This window comes from Kribbella jiaozuonensis (assembly GCF_005233875.1).
Classification (GTDB): Bacteria; Actinomycetota; Actinomycetes; order Propionibacteriales; family Kribbellaceae; genus Kribbella; species Kribbella jiaozuonensis.
The window spans coordinates 483,943-502,990 of record NZ_SZPZ01000006.1 but is presented as its reverse complement, the minus strand read 5'-3'; the positions used below and the strand labels follow the sequence as shown (position 1 = coordinate 502,990).

Below are 19,048 nucleotides of genomic sequence, written 5' to 3'. Positions count from 1 at the left end.
GCAGCATCACGCCACCGGGCTATGCCACCGACACTTGTCGGTCCGCGCCCGCCTCGCGTCCCCCGCCGCGGATGAACAGCGGATCGCAGACCGGGCGACCACAAAGCGGAGTGAAGTCAAGAACGGTCGGACTGAAATCCTGCTGGGGGCACCGCTACAAGCGATCGCGGCAGGCCGAAGATCGACAGGACGGTGTCTTCGAAGCGCGTCATGGCGCTGATTCGGTCGCCGGTGAGGGTGATGGTGAAGAGGCCGACTCCGTGGGTGCCGGTGGGGGTAGGTCGATAGACCCCGAATGCCGGTTGACCATTGGCTCGCGTCGGTACCAGTTCGAATCTTTCCACCGAGCCGAAGATGAACTCGAAGAAGCGGGCAACACTGTCCCGGCCGCGGTATTCCCGCGGCATCGGTGGCATCGACATGAAGACGTCGTCGGTCAACAGAGCCACCAGTGCGTCGATGTCGGCAGATTCGTAAGCGCTCACGAACTTCGTCACGATCGCGTCCTCGGCAGGAGAGTCGCCAGCAGGCGGTTGCTCTCGAGCAGTCATGACCGGCAGTCGGCGCTGCATTCCTGCACGCGCGCGTTTGAGGGCACTTTTGACCGATTCGACGGTGGTATCCAGCATGTCGGCTACCTCGTCCGCGTGGAATCCGAGGACGTCGCGCAGGATGAGGACGGCGAGCTGGCGAGGCGGCAAGATCTGCAGGGCGGTCACGAAGGCCAGGGAAATGGACTCGGTCTGCTCGTAGCGCGCCTCCGGACCGAGCGGCACAGTGATCGCACCGTCCAGTAGGGCGTCGGGATAGGGCTCGAGCCAGTGGATCTCGCCAAGCCCAGTGGGTTCTGGTGGTTCAGTTCCCGGGATGTCCCACTGCTTGGCAGGACGTCGGCGAGCGGAGCGCAGTGTGTCGAGGCAGCGGTTGGTGGCGATGCGGTAAAGCCAGGTGCGGAGTGAGGCGCGTCCGTCGAATCGTTCGAGGCCTCGCCAAGCGGCGAGCATCGTGTCCTGGAGAGCGTCTTCGGCATCCTGGAACGATCCGAGCATCCGGTAGCAATGCACCTGAAGCTCTCGGCGGTGCGGCTCGGTCAGTGCTCGGAATGCGTCTCCGTCGCCGGCCTGCGCCCTCGACATCAGATCCGTTCTCGCCAACTCCACTCCCGCCACACCTTTCCTTGTGTGCAGTCCCATCCTGTATGGACGCCGACCAAGGCGCGAACGGGGCGGTCGCGCAGCGCCTCCTTTCTGATGACGGCGTCGTCTAGAGCAGTGATAGCCGACAACATCGTCAAAGGAGCACGGAGATGGGAAAGATCGTCATCAGCTCGAATGTCACCCTCGATGGAGTGGTGCAGGACCCGGACGGTTCGGAGGGCTTCGAGCGGGGCGGGTGGTTCCACCAGTTCGTGGGGAGCAAGGACCTCGAGGACTGGCAGGCCCGCGAGACGCAGGAAGCGCTGGATGTGGAGGCGCTGCTGCTGGGCGCACGGAGCAGTGAGTGGTTCGCGTCCCGGATGGTGTCGGGCGTCGGCGCGGCTGTCCGGGTAAGCCCGGAGTGGGCGGACAGAATCAACAGTCTTCCCAAGTACGTCGTCTCGTCGGCTCTCGACGAGCCTCTGTGGACCAATGCCACGGTTCTGAGCGGCGATGCGGTGAAGGAGATTTCGGAGCTGAAGCGGAAGGTGGACGGCGAGATCCTGGTCTACGGCAGCTATCAGCTGCAGCGCACGCTGATCGAAGAGAACCTGGCCGACGAACTACGGCTGGTAGTTTTCCCGGTCATGTTGGGAACCGGCCGGCGTCTCTTCGACGAGACCAGCGACAAGAAGCCGCTGCACCTGGTCAACACCCGGAAGCTCGGTGACAGCCTGGTGTTCTACACCTACGAGTTCGTGCGGAGCTAGACCTTCAGCGGCGAGACGTGCGGCGGGACTTGCAGTGGCGGTACCAGGCGTAGGCGAGTAGGGCGCAGATGGAGCCGTTGAGGAAGCCGGCGCCCACGTCGGTGACGTGGTGCATGCCGCGGTAGAGACGGGCGAACGCCACGAGCAGCGGCATGGCCAGGCAGAGGACGACGGTTGTCCAACGCAGCCAGGGGCGTTCGATGCCTAGGGCGAGTAGGGCGAAGGCGACGTACAGGCCGGTGGACGCGCCGGTGTGGCCGCTGGGGTAGCTGGCGGTCGGTGGGGATGCGTCGAGCTTGTCGACCTGGGGGCGGTCGCGATCGACGACCCTGGCTGCGATCAGGAAGATCAGGCCCTGCATGGCGATCGCGATCGGGGCGACGAGGGCCAGGCGTAGGTCGTGGGTTCGCCAGAGCAGTAGGGACGAGACGACGATGCAGACCGCGATCACACCGGCGGTGTTGCCGATCTGGGACCAGATCGCGGTGATCGTGTCCCAGGTGCCGGTCCGGTTGGCGGCAAGATCCTTGTTCACCGCCTCTTCGCTGTGGGAGAGCCCGTCGAGTGGTCCTTTGAGGGCGAGGCCGATCCCGATGATGAGTCCACCGAGTGCTACGCCGGGTGCGACGGTCCTGGTGAGGAGGTCGACGCCGTCTTGCCGATGAACCCGATCCATGAGGCGAACATAATGCCTAGACCGAGAATGTGCCCGGCGAGAATGTCGGACGGGAAGTGCGCGCCGATGAAAAGCCGGTCCAGACCGACGATCACCGGCACCACGATCGCGAGTACGACGGCGACGCGCCGCCAGGTCGTCGACAGCAGCGGCCAGAGCAGGAAGACCATGACGGCGGCCGCCAACGTGATGTTCAGCGTATGGCCGGAGGGGAACGAGTAGCCGTGGGCATGCGGCACCTGACCGTCGACCACGGGCCGTGCACGCTGTGCGATCGGTTTGGAGATGCCGCCGATTCCCCAACCGACCATCATCGTGACGAACGCCCACAACGCCCGGCCCTTGAGCTTCTTCGACGTCCACACCCAGACAGCCACCCCGGTCGCGACGATGTACACGACGAACGGCTGGCTGACGGCCTGGAGCACAGTCAGCGCCGGCACCAGCCCGTGCCGAAGGCTGAACCCGGTGGCCGCCCGGCTGAGCGCGTTGTCGGCCCTGATCAACGGCTCGAACTGCTGCCGCACCGCCAGCCCGAGAAACACCACAGGCAGCGCGAACACCAGCATCGCCAGGACACCACGGAACAACCGCCAACCCCGCGTCCGAACGACAGCCGCCGCACCTGCCCGCCGCGTCGTCATAAGCCATCCTGTACCCACCGAGAGCTAGATCATGGATAGGCGAGAGGGATCTGACGTGCACGTAGTGGTCGGGGCTGGGGCTGTGGGCAGTGTGGTCGCTCGGCTGCTGGTGGCGCGGGGGGAGCGGGTTCGGGTGATCACGCGGTCTGGGGGTGGGCCGGATGGGGTCGAGCGGGTTGCGGCGGATGCTGGGCAGGGGCTGACGGAGTACGTCGAGGGGGCGACGGCGATCTACTCGTGCGCGGGGCCGGCGTACAGCAAGTGGACTGCGCAGTGGCCGCCGCTCGGCAGAGCGTTGATTGCGGCGGCCGAGGCGTCCGGTGCGACTCTTGTGACGACGGGCAACCTCTATGGGTACGGTGCTGTGGACCGGCCGATGACCGAGGAGCTGCCGTTGCTGCCCAACACGGTCAAGGGGCAGGTGCGCGCGAGGCTCTGGGCCGATGCGCTCGCGGCGCATGAGGCCGGACGGATTCGGACTGCGGAGGTTCGTGGGTCGGACTACCTCGGGGCCGGCGCGGTGTCGCCGTTCAGCGTGACCGTGTTGCCGAAGGTGATCGCCGGTAAGCGCGGGATGATGCCGGGCGACCTGGACGCGCCGCACAGCTGGACGTACGTCGGCGACGTCGCGCGGACCCTGATCGCCGTCGCCGGCGACGAGAGCGCGTGGGGCCGAGCCTGGCACGTGCCCACGCCCGCTCCGGTATCGGTCCGCCAACTCGCCGACCGCGCCGCCGAACTGGCCGGCGCGCCGAAGGCGAAGGTGGCCGCGATGCCGCCCTGGATATTGAAGCTGGCCGGGTTGGTCGACCCCGCCGCGCGCGAGATGGTGGAGATGCAGTACCAGTGGCAGCGGCCGTTCGCGCTCGACTCGACTGCCGCGACAGTTGCCTTCGGCATCAAACCGACGGCGACCGACGATGCACTCCGGGAGATGATCGGCCGGCCCTGATGCGATGCTAGCGTCCCGGGTTCGCCGAATTGTGGAAGGGCAAGGATGAGTTCACCGAGACCGCGCCGCTGGTTGCGGCGGTTGGTGGTCACCGTGTTGGTGCTGGCGGTTCTGGCGGTCGTCGTCGACCGGGCGGCCGCGTACGTCGCCGAGAACCAGCTCGCCTCGATGGCGGACAAGAAGGCCGCGCAGTACGACGTACGCTCGGCCGACACGTCGGTCAAGATCGGGGGCTTCGGGTTCCTGCCCCAGCTGGTCAAGGAAAACTTCTCCAAGGTCACGCTGACGATGGAGCGGCCGACGTTCTCCGGGATCCCGGGCGAGGACCTGAAGGTCCAGCTGCACGACGTACAGGTGCCGCGCGGACTGCTGACCGGGCAGGCCGGCGCGGCGGTCACGATCGACTCGAGCGACCTGAGGCTCCAACTGTCGCCGCGCGAGCTGAGCCGGCTCGCGGTGGCCAGCACCGGGCTGGACGGTCTGTCGCTTGAGGTGGTCGACGGCCAGCTGCACGCGAAGCTGTCGGTGCGCGGCTTCAACGCTGATGTGCCGATCACGCCGCAGGTCCAGAACGGGCGGATCACCTTGGCTCTCGGACAGCTGTCCGACTCGATCCCGTCGTTCGTCCGGACGGCCCTGCAGAACCAGCTCGCCCGCGGCATCACGATCCCCGAACTGCCGTTCGGCGCCCAGCTCACCGGCATCAGCATCGTCGACAATTCGATCGTCCTGACCGCGGCGGCGAAGGAGCTCAAGTTCAGCGCCTGACTCCCTTGGGTTGCGATGGTTCGCGATATATCGTCGAACTATCGCAATCACTTTTCGTAGGGACGGGTGGTCGAGATGACCGGATCGGCGTACGCCGCGGGCTGGCCTTGGCAGCAGTTCGCGCGGCATTGTTCGAACTTCGACGACATCCTGGACGAGCTGCGCGCGGCGATGACCGGCCGGCGCGGGCACCAGGGCCATCGGCAGCAGCAGCACTTCGGTCCCCAGTGGGGGATGTTCGGTGGCGGACAGATGTTCGGTCCGCCGTGGGGCCCGCCGCCGCGGTGGCGCGGTCCGAAGGCCCGCAGGGGTGACGTTCGGGCCGCGATCCTCGCCGTACTGGCGGAGCAGCCGATGAACGGGTACCAGATCATCCAGGAGATCGCCGAGCGCAGCGGCGGCGTGTGGAAGCCGAGCCCCGGCTCGATCTACCCGACGCTGCAGCAGCTCGAGGACGAGGGCCTGGTGACGGCTGACGCCGAGGTCGGCCGGCGGACGTTCCAGCTGACCGACGAGGGTCGTGCGTACGTCGCCGCGCACCAGGACGAGGTGTCCGCGCCCTGGGAGGCGATGAGCGCTCCCACCGGTGACGACGAGAACGGGTTCAAGCCGGTGCTCGGGCAGGTGGCGTCGGCGATGTGGCAGATCATGGCCAGCGGTACGCCGGAGCAGCAGGCGAAGGCCCGCGAGGCCGTCGGTGACCTGCGGCGCAAGCTGTACGGCATCCTCGCCGAGGACGACGACAGCCCGGAGAACAACGAGCAGGACCGGGCATGACAGCGGCCGACCGGGGCCGACCCCATCGGGGCGGTCCCGGCGCTCGCGGCAACCGCCGCGGGCGCGAATGGCAGGGCTGGGGCGGCGAGAGCTGGGACGGTCGCGGCTGGGGCGGTCCCGGTTGGGGCGGTCAGCGTGGTCCCGGCTGGGTCGGTGACTGGCGCGAGACCAGCTGGGACGACCCACGGACCGCCGGCTGGAACCGCGCCGAGGACGACCGCGGGCAGGCCGGCGCTCGGCGGCGTGACGACGTACCTGTGAAGCGGGTGCGGATCGGCGACGCCGAGCGGGACCAGGCGGTTTCGTTGCTCAGTGACCACTTCGTCGCCGGGCGGTTGACGCAGGCGGAGTTCGAGGAGCGCAGCGAGCAGGCGACGCGCTCGCGGTACAACGACGAGCTCGATCCGCTGTTCGACGATCTGCCGACCTCCACGGACCTCCAGGTCGCACAACGCGGCCCGGCAGGTGTACGCCGGAGGCCCGGCCCGCCGCCGCCGATCCTGATGCTGATGCCGTTCCTGATGCTCGGTCTGGTGATCAGCTCGCTCGCGCTGGCCGCGCCGTGGCTGTTGTGGGGCGTGTTCTGGATCGTCCTGATCAGCGGCATGTCCAAGCGCCGCTGGCACAACTACCGCCGCTGACGAGCCCGCGGGATCTCCTCCGCGAACTCGACGACAAACCCATCCGGGTCGGCAACGTGGACCGTCCGATGTCCCCACGGACGGTCCGCCGGCCCGCTCAGCACCTGTACGCCGGCCGCCGCCAGCCGCTCGGCGTACGCATCCACGCCGTCGACCATGACGACCACTTCCCCGCCCGCACCCGGCGTCACGTCATGCCCGGTCAACCACTCCGCACGCCGCCGCTCGTACAACGCGAACCGCACTCCCCCGGCGTCGAACTCCGCATACCCCGCATCCGTGAACTTGTACGTCAGCCCTACCACATCCCGGTAGAACGCCACGGACCGTTCCAGCTCCCCGACATACAAGATGACGTACCCGATCTCCATACCCACAATTGTCGGTATGACGACTGTGCTCCGGTACGCCGCTTTCACGCTCGACCCGGCTGGTGGGAATCCGGCGGGGGTGGTGCTGGATGCACGCGGGCTGGATGACCAAGCCATGCAGGCGATCGCGGCGGAGATCGGGTACTCCGAGACCGCGTTCGTGATCGACCGATCGGTGCGCTACTTCTCGCCCAAGGCAGAGGTGCCCTTCTGCGGGCACGCGACGGTGGCGACCGCGGTCGCGCTGGCGGAGCGGAACGGGCCGGGTGAGTTCGTGTTCTCGACCCCGGCCGGTGTCGTCCCGGTGACTGTGGACGACGGACTGCGCGCGACCCTCACCAGCGTGGAGCCGTCAGTCGAGCCGGCTGGTGATCTGACGGATGTGCTTGACATCCTCGGATGGAAGCCCACCGACCTCGACCCGGACCTGCCGGCCAGGATCGCGTACGCCGGGGCGCGGCATCTCGTGCTGAGTACGGCGACCAGGCAACGACTTGCGGATCTGGACTACGACTTCGATCGCCTGCTCGCGTACATGCTCGAGCGCGACCTGACCACGCTGCAGCTCGTCTGGCAGGAGTCGCCGACCGTCTTTCACGTGCGGGATCCGTTCCCGGTCGGTGGTGTCGTCGAGGATCCGGCGACCGGTGCGGCCGCGGCCGCGTTCGGCGCCTACCTGCGGGAGCTCGGACTCGGGCAGCCGACAATCACGCTGCACCAGGGCGACGACCTCGGTCGGCCCAGCCTCATCACGGTCGAGCTGTCCGACGAGGACAACCGCGTGCGTGTCAGCGGGAACGCCGTACCGATCACGACACCCGCGTGAGCCACTCCTCGGTGCCGAACTTCTCCGCAACCCGTTCCTGAGCAAGCTCCACGGTCGCGGCGTCGATGGCGCCCGACGTCAGCCCGTAGCGGTTCCGGAACGTTCCGACCATCCGCTCGATCACGTCCGTACGGTCGAGGCCGGTCTGGCTGCGCAGCGGGTCGACACGCTTGTTCGCGCTCGTCGTCCCCTTGTCGGACAGCTTCTCGCGGCCGATCCGCAGTACGTCGAGCATCTTGCCGGCGTCCATGTCGTACGCCATCGTCACGTGGTGCAGGACCGCGCCGCCCGCGAACCGCTTCTGCGCCGCGCCCGCGATCTTGCCCGCCGGCGAGGTGATGTCGTTGATCGGCTGGTACGTCGCCGCGATGCCGAGATCGTTGAGTGCACCAATGACCCAGTCGTCGAGGAACGCGTACGACTCGATGAACGACAGGCCGGACACGAGCGACTCCGGAACATACAGCGAGTACGTGATCGTGTTACCCGGCTCCACGAACATCGCCCCGCCACCGCTGATCCGCCGTACCACTGTCACGTCATGCCGGGCGGCGCCGTCCAGATCGACCTCGTTGCGCAGCGACTGGAAGCTGCCGATGATCACCGCGTTGGAGGCCCATTCCCAGACACGCAGCGTCGGCGGACGTTCACCGGATCCGACCTGCTCGGTCAGTACTTCGTCGAGCGCCATCTGCAGCGCAGGCTCCCGCGGTACGTCGTGCACGAACTCCCACTCGTGATCGCGCCAACCCGTTGCCCCGGTCAACGCACGCCGTACGGCGACCGCGACCGCCTCCGGGGAGAAGCCGAGCATCTCGACGCCATCGCCCAGCACACCACGCACGCGCGCCGCGATCTGGGCCGCGGGCAACGCGATCGGCAAGCCGGCCAAGGCGCCGTTGATCCGCTCGAGCGCATCGTCCGGTTCGAGGAAGAAGTCGCCGGAGATCTGCGCGTTCCGGACGTGCTCGTCGACCACGTCGAGATCCGCGACGACGAGCTTCCCACCGGGCACCTTGTACTCACCATGCATACTCAGCAACAACTTGCGCTGGTCAACGGTTGTTCCCGGGGCGCATACTCCCGGTCATGGGGGAAATGAGCATGAACAAGGCGATCCACGCCGCCGTACGGCGCGACCTCGATCGCTTCCTAGACGCACTGGACCGGTTCCGGGACGCGGACCGGCGGCGGGCCGAGCAGTTGGCGGTGGCCTGGCAGAACTTCGACGAGCAGCTCGTCCGGCATCACGAGGGCGAGCACGAGATCGCGTGGCCGGCGCTGGAGAAGGTCGGTGTGAGCCGGGACCTGCTGACACAGCTGGATGCCGAGCACGACACGATGGCGACCGCGCTCGCCGCGACCCGGACGGCGATGGGCAAGCTGCGGAAGTCCGCGAGCGCGACGGATGCGGCCGCCGCACACGCCGCGATGCTGGAGCTGCGACGGGTCACCGTCGTACACCTGGACCACGAGGAGGCGGAGATCGAGCCCGTCTACCTCGCGAAGAAGGACGCGCCCGAGATCAAGGCGATGGGCCGCGAGTTCGCCAAGGTAGGCCCGGTCCAAGGCGGCACCTTCTTCGCCTGGGCCCTCGACGGCGCCGGCCCCGAGGAATCCGAGGCCATCACCCACACCGTCCCCAAACCGGTCCTCACAGTCATAGCCGGCCTCTTCGGCCGCACCTACCGCAAATCAGTAGCCCCCACCTGGCAACAGTGAAGGTGCGCACAGCAACTGGTTCAGGCGGCGGGTTTTAGTTCTACGGCGACCTGCCAGACGCGGGTGCGGACGGTGTCTATGTCGGCGGAGGCGTCTACCTCGTGGTGGATGCCCCGGTTCGCGTAGAAGTTGATCAGGGGTGCGGTCTGCTCGTGGTAGATCTCGAAGCGGCGGCGGATGACCTCTTCGGTGTCGTCGGAGCGGTGCTCGATCTCGGCGCGGCGGAGGAGCCGGTGGACCAGCGAGTCGACCGCGACCTGGAGGACCAGGGCCGCGTCGAGCTCGCGCCCTTGCTCGTCGAGGATGTCGTCCAGGACGCCGGCCTGGGCGAGCGTACGAGGGTAGCCGTCCAGGACGAAGCCCGCGGCGGCGTCGGCCGCGGCGAGCCGGTCGCGAACCATTTCGTTGGTGACCTCGTCGGGCACGTACTCGCCCGCGTCGAGGTAGCGCTTGGCCGTCCGCCCGAGCTCGGTGTCGTCCGCGATGTTGCGCCGGAACAGATCACCGGTGGAGATGACCGGCACCCCGAGATGGTCGGCCAGGTGACCCGCGTGCGTCCCTTTACCCGCCCCCGGCGGCCCCATCAGCAAGACAGTGGTCACGGCACCCTCCTGACCCTCGGTAAGTCCCAAAGAATATTGGACCTTCCGCAACTGCGGTACGGCGTACGTCACTCCGGATGCCCGAAATACGTCACACCGCGCGTTACTGTCCGGAATCACTGGTTCTCGAGCAAATCCCACGTCGAGAGGCAGAACGGATGCCCGGCCGGGTCCGCGAACACCAGACAGTGATCGGCATTCGGCTGATGTTCGTACTGCGTCGCACCCGCCGCGAGCACCAACTCGGCGGCGGCCGCGAGGTCCTCGACGTAGAAATCGAGGTGGAACTGGATCGGCACCGCGGGATCCGGCCAGGTCGGCGGCACATGTGCCGGGTCGCTTTGAAAGTCGATCCGCCCGCCCGGCCCGTCGACGGTCGCCCAGACCGGGTCGGTGTAGACCACCTTCCCGCCGGTGATCCGGGCGTAGAACCGGCCGAGCGCCGCCGCGTCCGGGCAGTTGATCGTCGGCGAACTCAGCCGGATCCCGGTGCCGTTCATCTCAGAAAATCATCTCTGGGCGGAGCTCGATGACGTCGCCCGGCCCGGCGAACTTCGCCGCCAGCTCCTCGGCCCGCTCCCGGGTCGCGCAGTCCAGCACGAAGAACCCGGCCAGCTGTTCCTTCGACTCGGCGTACGGCCCGTCGGTGCTGACCGGCCGCTTCCCCTCCCACCGGTACGTGCGTGTCGTCGACGGCGCGTCCAGCGCCAGCCCGCTGACCAGCTCGCCGGACGCGGACAGCTCGGCCAGCATCGCGTCGAACTCCTTGCCCATCGCCTCCCGCTCGTCCGCGGGGATCGAGCGCCCCACCTCGGTGAAGTCGATCGTCGGGTGACCCCACGGCTGCGGGTTGGAGTGGATCAGAACCACGTACTTCATCTTTGACCTCCAGTCTCAGCCGGTACGCCGTACTGCGCCCCGGCACCGATGACGTCGGAGGCCCTCGACAGACCTCGACATTTCTCCTCGATGTATTCCAGCTCACATCCGGTCACACTCGCCCCGCCGGGTTCCGTCAGCCGGTTAGACGCGAAGAGAGAGGAACGAACACATCATGAGCACGATTCTGGTGACGGGTGGGACCGGAACGATCGGACGCCACGCCGTACCGCTGCTGCAGGCGGCCGGTGCCAAGGTCCGGGTCCTGAGCCGGCACGCGCACGACCGCGGCGACGGTGTCGAGTACCTGGCGGTCGACCTGCTCAAGGGCGACGGTCTGGACCAGGCGGTGGACGGCGTGGACGTCATCCTGCACCTGGCCGGCGGCCCGAAGGGCGACGACATCGGCACCCGCAACCTGGTCAAGGCCGCCGAGCAGGCCGGGGTCGGCCACTTGGTCCACATCTCGGTGACCGCCGTCGACCAACTCCCGCTGACGTACTTCAAGTCCAAGCTCGGCGCCGAGCAGGCCGTCCTGCAGTCGTCCGTCCCGTCCTCCGTACTGCGGGTCGCCCAGCTGCACGACTTCGCCTGGAACACGGTCCGGATGATGGCGAAGATGCCCGTCCTGCCGATGCCCGGCGGCGTCCGGTTCCAGCCGGTCGACGGGCGGGACGTGGCCCAGCGCCTCGTCGAGCTCGCACTCGGTGAGCCGCAGGGCCTCGTCCCGGACCTGGTCGGCCCGAAGGTTTACAGCCTGTCCGAGCTCGCTCACGACTACCTGCACGCCACCGGCAAGCACCGGTTGTCGCTGCCGATCCACGTGCCCGGCAAGGCCGGCAAGGTGTACCGCGCCGGCGGCAACCTCAGCCTCAGCGGCGCCGACCGCGGCACTCACACCTGGGAAGACTTCGTCGCCGCACAGGTGTAGGGCTCCAAGAGTTCCTCCAGATCCGGCGTACGACGCCGCGCGATCCCGGCGAGGAAGTCCGCCACCTGCACTCGCGGATCGTGCTTGGAATCAACCTGTGTGAACGACCGCAACGGCGGTGGCTCCGCCTGCTCGGCCAGGAACGCTCCCAGCCGCGCCACCCGACCAGGGGTCAGCGCACTCTGCTCGTCATGCACCACGTCGATCGATCGATGGCCGGCGCTCCAGTACAAGACAGTCTCCGCGAGCGCCGGCACCAGCGGCTCGAGAGGTGGCGGGATCTCCGGATCCTCGTCGATCAGCCGCTGCATCACCTTCTCGACACGCGCGCGAGTCACCGCACGCAACGCCGGTACGTCGGAGGGCATCGTCGCGAAGAAGCGATCCACGGCCTCGTGATCCATCAGCCGCACCCGCTTGGTCCGGGCCAGATCCACGAACGCCGTCAGGAACCCGGTCCGCTGCCGGAACGTTGCCACGGCCTCGGAGTGATCCGTCCCGAGGCTGGTCCCCGCGCCGTACGACGGCTCCTCGGTGAACAGCTCCAGCACCCGCGCAGCGACGTACGACGTCTTGTCGATGACGTGGACGTGCGCATGGCCGCGGAGGGTGGTGAGCAGCCACTCGAGCGCGGGGCGCTGCTCGGGGCGCAGTAGCTGGTTGGACTTGTACTCGGTGCGCTGGCGCAGACGGGTTCGCAGTACGGCGATGATGCCGGCGGCCGCGGGTTCGTCGAGGTCGACGCTGGCGTGGGTGATGACGGGCGAGGCGGGGTCGAGCAGGTTGGTCCCGGAGAACCCCGACTCGTCACACGCGACCTCGAACTGGGTACTCATACACAAGCTCCAAGGCTGAAGGACTGCACGCTACGGAGCCCGTCCGCAGGACGGGCGTGATCAGGTCGCGCGCCAGGGTTCATCGGGGCGCGATGCGATCAGTGAGCGGCAGCAGCCTTGGCAGACACGCGACCCATCATGGTCCGGCCGACGGCCGGACACCAGTGAATTCCTAGGGCTTGCGGCCGAGGGCGACCATGAGGAGCTGGCCGGCGCCGGTGGAGCTGAGGGTCTGCTCGTCGTGCGGCCACCACGCGGTCAGGTCGACGAGCCCGGGCTTGACCAGCTCGAGCCCGCCGAGGAGCTCCTCGGTCTCGGCCCTGGTACGGAACCGGATCTGCGGGAACGGCTCCTGCAGCTTCTCCTCGATCGCGGTCGAGAACTCCGCCAGCCGACCGCCGTCGCGCGGGTTGAGCGGATTGGTCAGCGCAATGTAGGAGCCGGACGGTACGGCGGCCACGTAATCCGCGATGACGCGAACAGCCTTCGGGCTCGGGACGTTGTGCAGAACCAGCCCGAGCAGGATCCCGACCGGGCGCGTGAGGTCGAGCCCCGCGGTCACGTCCGGGTGGTTCAGTACGGCGGCCGGGTCGCTCAGGTCGACACCGGCGAAGAAGGTGCGCTTGTCGTCGGCGAGCAGGGCCTGCCCGTGCGAGATCGCGGTCAGGTCGTGGTCGACGTACACAACCTTCGCGGCGACGTTGGCCTGCTGCGCGATCTCGTGCGTGTTCAGCGCGGTGGGCAGGCCGGCGCCGAGGTCGAGGAACTGGTCGATCCCGCCCTCGGTCGTCATCCGGCCGATCACCTCGGCCAGCCAGCGGCGGTTCTGCTTGGTCAGCTCGGGCAGTTCGGGCGCGATCTTCAGCAGCTCCTGGACGAACCGCCGGTCGACCTCGAAGTTGTTCTTCCCGCCGAGCAGCAGGTCGTAGACCCGCGCCTGGGACGCACGGTCGAGGTCGATCAGGTCCAGCTGCCCGTAGTCCGGCATGGCCTGCTCCACCTCGTTCCGTCATCCGAAAAGCGGGATTGCCGGAAGGCTATCCAGCAAATCCGCCGAGCGCTGCACCGGGGGCGTCTTGCCGGCCTCGCGATGAGTTTTCTCCGGCTCGTTCGTCTCAACACCTACCAACGAAACGAGCAGGAGGATTCATGGCGAAGGTGTTGTACTCGGTGACGATGTCGGTGGACGGCTTCATCACCGGGCCGGACGGTGACATGCAGTGGATGCGCCCGTACCTCGGTCCCAATCCGGAGGTCGACGAGCTGATCCCGCGGATCGGATCGATCCTCGTCGGCCGCCGGTCGCACGACGGGGACGATCCGTTCAAGGGTGAGTCCGGAGAAGGTCAGGCGTTCGGCGGCGGGTGGAGCGGACCGTTGTACGTCGTCACCCACCGCCCGCCGGCCGACGCGGAACCCGACGTCACGTACGTCGACGACTTCACCAAAGCACTCGCTCAAGCCAAGGAGGCGGCCGGCGACAAGTACGTCAACGTGATCGGCGCCAACATCGCCAAGCAGTGCATCGAGGCCGGCGAACTGGACGAGGTCCTGCTCCTGTTCGCGCCGACGATGCTCGGCGACGGCACCCGTCTCTTCGACTACCCCGGCGGCCACACGGTCCGGCTGGAACGCAAGAGCGTCACCGAGACGGCGATGGCCACCAGCATGTGGTTCACGGTGGTCTAGAAGTCCGCAGCGGTCGGGTGCATGACCGCGCGGATCTCGACGGAGCGACCAGCGGCTCGCGCGTCTGGCAGCAGGCGCGCGAGCTCGATCGCTCGTTCCCGGGTCTCCACGTCGATCACGTAGTACCCGTCGATCTGGCTCGGCTCGCACTCGGGGAGCTGGACGGACAGCTGCGGATCGGCGAGCAGTTCGCCGCCGACCAGTTCGCCGGCGTCGTGGGCAACTCGCTCGAACTCGTCGCGCTGCAGGCGCGGCTCACCATCACCCTGCAGGAGCAGTAGGAACTTCATCGGCGCACTCCTCTCCACTGATAGGACGGAGTCGAGCGCGCGGTTTTGACATGATGGCCCGATGTTCGTGCGTACCGAACGGCTGACCTTGCGCCGCTTCCTGCCGGCCGACGCCGAGCGCTTCGCGGCGTACCGCTCGGATCCTGACGTCGCCCACTACCAGGGCTGGGAGGCGCCGGTGCCGCTCGCCGACGCCCAGGAGACGGTCGAGCGGTTCGCGGGCGGCGATCCGGAGGCGCCCGGCTGGTTCCAGTACGCCGTCGATCTGGACGGTGTGTTGATCGGCGACCTCGGTCTGAACCTGCACGAGAACCTGATGCAGGCCGAGCTCGGCTTCACGCTCGCAACGGAGTACCAGGGAATGGGGTATGCCTCGGAAGCCGTGCACGGGCTGCTCGAGCACCTGTTCGTCGAGCGTGAGTTGCATCGGATCTCCGCCGAAGCCGATGCCCGCAACACCGCATCGGCCCGGCTGCTCGAGCGGGTCGGCTTCACGCGCGAAGGCCTGCGGTTGTCCAACTCATGGTTCAAGGGCGAGTGGACCGACGACCTGCTGTTCGGCTATCTCCGCGACGACTACCTCAACCGATCGCGGCCCACGCCCGCGCCGTCAGCCTGATCGAGCCGTCCGCCTCGATCGGCAGCCGCTCGCGGACGCCCTCGCGCATCGCGTCCTGGTCAGCCGGATCGAGGCTGCGCAGGTACGCCGGCGCCACGCCCGTCCCGCCGAGGAACGGCTTCCAGTAGTCGTCGAACGACGTGAACACCGTCGGTACGACGATCTCGCGCGTCCGCACGTCGCCGAATCCGGCTTCGCGGAAGAGACCTTCGAGCCCTTCCGCGGTACAGAAACCGAAGCGGGAGCCTTCGTCGTGGTGCGCATCCTGTGGGCGCAGCTCGAGCATCGTGTCGAAGAAGTAGCGGAGCAACTGCATGCCTTCGGCGTAGTCCCACACGTAGACCGCGACCGTCGACCCGATCTCCCGCATCCGGCGCAGCGCCTCGACCCGCTCGGGGATGAAGTTGAGCACCAGCCCGGCGACCACCACGTCGAACGGACCGTCCGGCAGCTCGGCCGCCGAGCGTACGTCGAAACTCGCGCGCCGATCCTGGACGGCCTGCTGGGCGTACTCGACGAAGCCCGCCGAGGGGTCGACCCCGAGCACCGTGGCCGGGTCGGCCGCACGAAGGATCGTGTTGGTCAGAACGCCCGTACCGCAGCCGACATCGAGCCAGCGCAGAGCCGCCGGCTGCTGCAGCCAGTCGACGAACTCCGCCGCGACGAGCCGGCTCCAGCGGCCGATGAACGACTCGTAGACTCCACCGTCCGACCACTCATTCACTTGGGCAGGATAGACGGGAGCGACACCCCCGTCAGGCCTTCGGCGACACTCCACAGCCGGGCGCTGGTGGCGGAGTCGAGCGCGGCCTTCGGCTCGCCGACCTGCTTGGTCGGACCGACCAGACCGAACCGGCCGGACGGACCGTAGTACGCGCCGTGCTGGGCCGCGGGATCGGCGGCGGCGAAGAGCAGCGGCTCGGTGCCGACCTCCACGCCCTGCGACGGAAGCGGGTTGAAGCGGAACAGGAGCTCGGTGAGAACCGACGGACGCTCCCGGCCGAGGCTGGCACCCGCGCTCTGCAGGTTGGTGCGGGTGTAGCCCGGGTGCGCGGCGACGCTGAGCAGACCCCAGCCGCGATCGGTGGACAGCTTGGCCAGGTGGTTGCTCAACATCAGGTCGGCGAGCTTCGACTGCGAGTACGCCGCCATCCGGCGATAACGCTGCTCCCACTGGAGATCGTCGAAGTTGATCTTGCCGAAGTTGGCCGCACCGCTGGCCATCGTCGCGACCCGCGGCGCCGGAGCGGCGAGGATCAGCGGCAGCAGGCGGACCGTGAGCGCGAACGGGCCGAGGTAGTTCGAACCGAACTGCAGCTCGAAGCCGTCCTTCGTGGTCTGCCGGGTCGGCGGGTGCATCACGCCGGCGTTGTTCACCAGCAGATCGAGGTGAGACTCGTCGGCCGCGAGCTTCTCGGCGAACTCCTGGACCGAGGCCAGGTCGGCAAGGTCGATCCGCCGTACTTCGAGCTGCGCGCCCGGGTGCTCGGCGAGGATCTCGGCCTTCGCCGCCTCGCCCTTGGCCGGAGTCCGGACCGCCATCACAACCCGCGCGCCCGCGGCGGCGAGCCGCTTGGTGGCCTCCTTGCCGGTGCCGCTGTTGGCGCCGGTGACGACAACGAGCTTGCCGGTCTGATCGGGAACGTCGTACATGATCCACACTCCGTAAGAGACTGATGGTCTGTTATGGCTCCGACGTTATCAGACCACCGGTGTGATAACAACAGACCGATGGTCTGTAGAATGTGAGCGTGACGACATTCCAGCGCGCGCGAAGCGCGGAGCAGCGGGCCGAGCGGCGGCGGGCGATCCTCGCGACGGCCGCCACGATGCTGACCGAGATGCCGGTCGCCGACGTCAGCCTGAACGAGCTGAGTCGCCGCGTCGGCCTGGCGAAGTCGAACGTGCTGAACTACTTCGACTCCCGCGAGGCCGTCCTGCTCGAGCTGTCCAGCAGCGAGCTCGCGGCCTGGGTGAAGGATCTGGACGATGCGGTCGGCGACGCGCTGCCCGAGCTGTCGATCGATGATCGGGCGGAGCAGCTGATCACGGCCATCGTCGGCACGCTGTCGGAGCGGCCGGTGCTCTGCGACCTGATCAGCGCGCAGGCGGGCGTTCTGGAACGCAACATCACCACGGAGACGGCGCTGACGTTCAAACGCGCGGCCGCGACGGCGTACGAAGACATGATCGCGGCGGTCGTCGGCGTACTCCCCGAGCTGGGCCGGGACGGGGCCGGTCAGTTCATCGCTACTGCCAGCCTGCTCGCGGGCGCCATCTGGTCCCACTCGCATCCCGTCCCGGCCATCCTCGCGGCGTACGAGGCCGACCCGTCCCTCGGCGCCATCCGGATGCGGTTCGAGCCGGCGCTCACCGACTCGCTCCGCACCCTGCTGTACGGCGCCCTACCCCGTGATCAGGGCAGGTAGTAGTTCGGGTTCGGGAGCTTGAACGTACGGTCCGCGAAGCCGCCCTTCAGGTCGGAGAACTGGTCGCCGAAGTTCGCGACGATGTCGTAGCCGAGCGACTCGATATGCGCGCGGGTCGCCGACTTGTAGTGGATCGTCGTACACGAGCCGTTCGGGTCGGCGGCGCAGGCCTTCTTCAGGTAGTCCGGGTAGTCGGCGACGGCCGGCTTGGTGAACAGGCCGTCCTCACCATTGCTCAGCTTGGTCGGCTGCGGGTAGCCGGCATCGACGCCGATGCCGTCCGAGGTCAGGTTGCCGAGCGTCGCCGGCTCCTGCGCGGCGCCCCGGCCGGTCAGGAAGAAGATCGCGTACCCCTCGTGCGAGGCCTTCTTCACCAGGTCGACCATGCCCGGTACGGCCGGGAACCGCTGGTTCAGCACGTAGTCCGCGTTGGTGGTCGGGTTGAACGCCCAGTTGCTGAAGATCTCGTAGTTCCAGGTCGCCAGCGAGGTGTCGTCGACGTCCAGCAGGATCGCCTTGGTCTTGTGCGTGTGGTGCTGCGCGGCGAGGTACCGCGAGCCCGCGGCCGCGACCGAACGAGCTTCCTTGGCGTAGTTGCTGTCGTCCGCGAACGTGCCGCTGCCGAGCGGATCGCCGTAGTAGTTGCGCAGCTGCTGACGCAGTACGTCGATGTTCGTGACCTGCTTCTCGCTGCGCGGTGTCGACGTCTGGATGGCCGGCTGCGGGTTCGCGGCACCGGCCGAGTACGCGACCCCGCCGACGACCGATGTCATCGCGACTGCTGCAACGCTGGTCAGAACCATCCGGCGGGACGGCCGGCGCCAGGAACGGAATGCCATGGTGACCTTCTTCGGAGTACGGGAATGCTTGCCAAAGCAAACTAACCCCGGTCCGGCCGGGCTGACCGCCCGACAGCCTGAAGTGCAGGGGAATCCTGCGTCTGTTCAGACCGACTTCACGTAACGGTGGCACGGGACCGGTACAGTTCCGCCCTCCACCGCGGCTGGGTAGTCGAACGCGCCGCCGTCCCTCCAGCCGCTGCGCTCGTAGAACCGGCGGGCCCGCGCGTTCCCGGTCGCCACGGCCAGCCAGGCTTCGCTGTGCCCTCCTGCTTTCACCTGCCGTTCAGCTTCGGTGAGTAGCGTCCCGGCTACTCCCGATCCGCGGTGATCGCGCGACACGTACACCTGCTCGACCTCGTCCCCCACGACCATCACGAACCCCGCGACCTCGTCCCCCGCCAGGGCAACGGTGGTGTCCGGAACCCGTTGTGCAGCACGCGTTCCGAACGATTCCTCGGTCCGGAAGGCGACCAGTTCGTCCGGCACATTCCCGAGATGCCCGTCCCGCCAACCGGCGTACCAGATCGCCGCCACAGCATCAGCATCACCGGCAACAGCAGGTCGCACGATCACAGTCATGCGGTCAGCGTAAATGAACCCGGTGCGCCCCTACGCTTGCTCCGTTCGGCCTCCCTCACGAAGGAGAAC

Annotated in this window: 26 protein-coding genes; 11 read left to right on the top strand and 15 right to left on the bottom strand. The window is 67.8% G+C overall.

Translation table 11 applies throughout. The features are described 5' to 3' along the window. Positions 1–116: 116 nt before the first annotated feature. A complete protein-coding gene (locus FDA38_RS37805; RefSeq protein ID WP_233715166.1) occupies positions 117–1,160 on the bottom strand; it encodes a sigma-70 family RNA polymerase sigma factor in 1,044 nt (347 codons plus the stop codon). 146 nt (positions 1,161–1,306) lie between these two features. Here FDA38_RS37805 and FDA38_RS37800 point away from each other — a divergent pair, with 146 nt between their 5' ends. Then, complete coding sequence (locus FDA38_RS37800) at positions 1,307–1,906, top strand: dihydrofolate reductase family protein (protein ID WP_137258965.1); 600 nt, start codon at positions 1,307–1,309, stop codon at positions 1,904–1,906. 4 nt (positions 1,907–1,910) lie between these two features. Here the strand turns inward: FDA38_RS37800 and FDA38_RS37795 are convergent, their stop codons facing one another. Continuing rightward, entirely contained in the window at positions 1,911–2,582 is a 672-nt protein-coding gene (locus FDA38_RS37795; protein ID WP_137258964.1) for a phosphatase PAP2 family protein, read from the bottom strand. Beyond that, entirely contained in the window at positions 2,519–3,226 is a 708-nt protein-coding gene (locus tag FDA38_RS37790) for a phosphatase PAP2 family protein (protein WP_137258963.1), read from the bottom strand. The genes FDA38_RS37795 and FDA38_RS37790 overlap by 64 nt, the downstream gene beginning before the upstream one ends. Before the next feature lie 55 nt (positions 3,227–3,281). Between FDA38_RS37790 and FDA38_RS37785 the strand changes: the two genes are divergently transcribed. The 4 genes from FDA38_RS37785 to FDA38_RS42805 all read left to right on the top strand — a co-directional run bounded on the left by FDA38_RS37785 (position 3,282) and on the right by FDA38_RS42805 (position 6,364). Next, complete coding sequence (locus FDA38_RS37785) at positions 3,282–4,178, top strand: NAD-dependent epimerase/dehydratase family protein (protein WP_233715165.1); 897 nt, start codon at positions 3,282–3,284, stop codon at positions 4,176–4,178. A gap of 45 nt (positions 4,179–4,223) precedes the next feature. Then, entirely contained in the window at positions 4,224–4,946 is a 723-nt protein-coding gene (locus tag FDA38_RS37780) for an LmeA family phospholipid-binding protein (RefSeq protein ID WP_137258961.1), read from the top strand. 75 nt (positions 4,947–5,021) lie between these two features. Beyond that, positions 5,022–5,723 carry a PadR family transcriptional regulator gene (locus FDA38_RS37775; RefSeq protein ID WP_137258960.1) on the top strand — a complete coding sequence of 234 codons (702 nt, stop codon included), beginning with the start codon at positions 5,022–5,024 and terminating at the stop codon, positions 5,721–5,723. Then, a complete protein-coding gene (locus FDA38_RS42805; RefSeq protein WP_202878020.1) occupies positions 5,720–6,364 on the top strand; it encodes a DUF1707 SHOCT-like domain-containing protein in 645 nt (214 codons plus the stop codon). Before FDA38_RS37775 ends, FDA38_RS42805 begins: the two co-directional genes overlap by 4 nt. Here the strand turns inward: FDA38_RS42805 and FDA38_RS37765 are convergent. Continuing rightward, complete coding sequence (locus FDA38_RS37765; protein WP_137258959.1) at positions 6,352–6,735, bottom strand: VOC family protein; 384 nt, start codon at positions 6,733–6,735, stop codon at positions 6,352–6,354. The two genes, FDA38_RS42805 and FDA38_RS37765, sit on opposite strands and share 13 nt — an antisense overlap. A 16-nt stretch (positions 6,736–6,751) precedes the next feature. Here FDA38_RS37765 and FDA38_RS37760 point away from each other — a divergent pair, with 16 nt between their 5' ends. Beyond that, the gene (locus FDA38_RS37760) at positions 6,752–7,561 is read left to right on the top strand and encodes a PhzF family phenazine biosynthesis protein (protein WP_170990001.1); all 810 of its coding nucleotides are present in this window, start codon (positions 6,752–6,754) and stop codon (positions 7,559–7,561) included. Here FDA38_RS37760 and FDA38_RS37755 read toward each other — a convergent pair. Continuing rightward, positions 7,545–8,594, bottom strand: coding sequence for a lipoate--protein ligase family protein (locus FDA38_RS37755; protein WP_137258957.1), 1,050 nt, complete (start codon positions 8,592–8,594; stop codon positions 7,545–7,547). The two genes, FDA38_RS37760 and FDA38_RS37755, sit on opposite strands and share 17 nt — an antisense overlap. A 56-nt stretch (positions 8,595–8,650) precedes the next feature. Between FDA38_RS37755 and FDA38_RS37750 the strand changes: the two genes are divergently transcribed. Next, positions 8,651–9,283, top strand: a complete 633-nt coding sequence (locus FDA38_RS37750; protein WP_137258956.1) for a hemerythrin domain-containing protein — start codon at positions 8,651–8,653, stop codon at positions 9,281–9,283. 20 nt (positions 9,284–9,303) lie between these two features. Here the strand turns inward: FDA38_RS37750 and FDA38_RS37745 are convergent, their stop codons facing one another. The 3 genes from FDA38_RS37745 to FDA38_RS37735 all read right to left on the bottom strand — a co-directional run bounded on the left by FDA38_RS37745 (position 9,304) and on the right by FDA38_RS37735 (position 10,764). Further along, positions 9,304–9,885 (bottom strand): adenylate kinase, encoded by a 582-nt coding sequence (locus tag FDA38_RS37745; RefSeq protein WP_137258955.1) that lies wholly within the window; start codon positions 9,883–9,885, stop codon positions 9,304–9,306. Between the two features lie 116 nt (positions 9,886–10,001). Next, positions 10,002–10,385, bottom strand: coding sequence for a VOC family protein (locus FDA38_RS37740; RefSeq protein WP_137258954.1), 384 nt, complete (start codon positions 10,383–10,385; stop codon positions 10,002–10,004). A gap of 1 nt (position 10,386) precedes the next feature. Beyond that, on the bottom strand, positions 10,387–10,764 hold the full coding sequence (locus FDA38_RS37735) for a YciI family protein (RefSeq protein ID WP_137258953.1): 378 nt from the start codon (positions 10,762–10,764) through the stop codon (positions 10,387–10,389). A 175-nt stretch (positions 10,765–10,939) separates the two neighbouring features. Here FDA38_RS37735 and FDA38_RS37730 point away from each other — a divergent pair, with 175 nt between their 5' ends. Further along, positions 10,940–11,695, top strand: coding sequence for an SDR family oxidoreductase (locus tag FDA38_RS37730; RefSeq protein ID WP_233715164.1), 756 nt, complete (start codon positions 10,940–10,942; stop codon positions 11,693–11,695). On the opposite strand, the gene FDA38_RS37725 is transcribed toward FDA38_RS37730, so the two are convergent. Both FDA38_RS37725 and FDA38_RS37720 read right to left on the bottom strand, forming a co-directional pair. Further along, a complete protein-coding gene (locus FDA38_RS37725) occupies positions 11,659–12,531 on the bottom strand; it encodes a DUF3800 domain-containing protein (RefSeq protein ID WP_137258951.1) in 873 nt (290 codons plus the stop codon). The two genes, FDA38_RS37730 and FDA38_RS37725, sit on opposite strands and share 37 nt — an antisense overlap. Before the next feature lie 172 nt (positions 12,532–12,703). Next, the gene (locus FDA38_RS37720) at positions 12,704–13,519 is read right to left on the bottom strand and encodes an SAM-dependent methyltransferase (RefSeq protein ID WP_137258950.1); all 816 of its coding nucleotides are present in this window, start codon (positions 13,517–13,519) and stop codon (positions 12,704–12,706) included. A 161-nt stretch (positions 13,520–13,680) separates the two neighbouring features. Here FDA38_RS37720 and FDA38_RS37715 point away from each other — a divergent pair, with 161 nt between their 5' ends. Beyond that, positions 13,681–14,220: a dihydrofolate reductase family protein gene (locus FDA38_RS37715; protein WP_137258949.1), complete on the top strand. Its 540-nt coding sequence runs from the start codon at positions 13,681–13,683 to the stop codon at positions 14,218–14,220. On the opposite strand, the gene FDA38_RS37710 is transcribed toward FDA38_RS37715, so the two are convergent. Further along, complete coding sequence (locus FDA38_RS37710; protein ID WP_137258948.1) at positions 14,217–14,510, bottom strand: YciI family protein; 294 nt, start codon at positions 14,508–14,510, stop codon at positions 14,217–14,219. The two genes, FDA38_RS37715 and FDA38_RS37710, sit on opposite strands and share 4 nt — an antisense overlap. 61 nt (positions 14,511–14,571) lie before the next feature. Between FDA38_RS37710 and FDA38_RS37705 the strand changes: the two genes are divergently transcribed. Continuing rightward, the gene (locus tag FDA38_RS37705) at positions 14,572–15,129 is read left to right on the top strand and encodes a GNAT family N-acetyltransferase (protein ID WP_137258947.1); all 558 of its coding nucleotides are present in this window, start codon (positions 14,572–14,574) and stop codon (positions 15,127–15,129) included. Here the strand turns inward: FDA38_RS37705 and FDA38_RS37700 are convergent. After that, complete coding sequence (locus FDA38_RS37700) at positions 15,092–15,853, bottom strand: class I SAM-dependent methyltransferase (RefSeq protein WP_137258946.1); 762 nt, start codon at positions 15,851–15,853, stop codon at positions 15,092–15,094. The two genes, FDA38_RS37705 and FDA38_RS37700, sit on opposite strands and share 38 nt — an antisense overlap. Next, positions 15,850–16,782 (bottom strand): SDR family oxidoreductase, encoded by a 933-nt coding sequence (locus tag FDA38_RS37695; protein ID WP_137258945.1) that lies wholly within the window; start codon positions 16,780–16,782, stop codon positions 15,850–15,852. Before FDA38_RS37695 ends, FDA38_RS37700 begins: the two co-directional genes overlap by 4 nt. Before the next feature lie 98 nt (positions 16,783–16,880). On the opposite strand from FDA38_RS37695, the gene FDA38_RS37690 reads away from it, so the two are divergent. Further along, complete coding sequence (locus tag FDA38_RS37690; RefSeq protein ID WP_137258944.1) at positions 16,881–17,558, top strand: TetR/AcrR family transcriptional regulator; 678 nt, start codon at positions 16,881–16,883, stop codon at positions 17,556–17,558. Here the strand turns inward: FDA38_RS37690 and FDA38_RS37685 are convergent. Together FDA38_RS37685 and FDA38_RS37680 are read right to left on the bottom strand one after the other, a co-directional pair. Beyond that, positions 17,546–18,397 carry an HAD family acid phosphatase gene (locus FDA38_RS37685; protein WP_137258943.1) on the bottom strand — a complete coding sequence of 284 codons (852 nt, stop codon included), beginning with the start codon at positions 18,395–18,397 and terminating at the stop codon, positions 17,546–17,548. The genes FDA38_RS37690 and FDA38_RS37685 overlap by 13 nt on opposite strands. A gap of 105 nt (positions 18,398–18,502) precedes the next feature. Next, complete coding sequence (locus FDA38_RS37680; protein ID WP_137258942.1) at positions 18,503–18,979, bottom strand: GNAT family N-acetyltransferase; 477 nt, start codon at positions 18,977–18,979, stop codon at positions 18,503–18,505. Between the last annotated feature and the right edge of the window lie 69 nt (positions 18,980–19,048).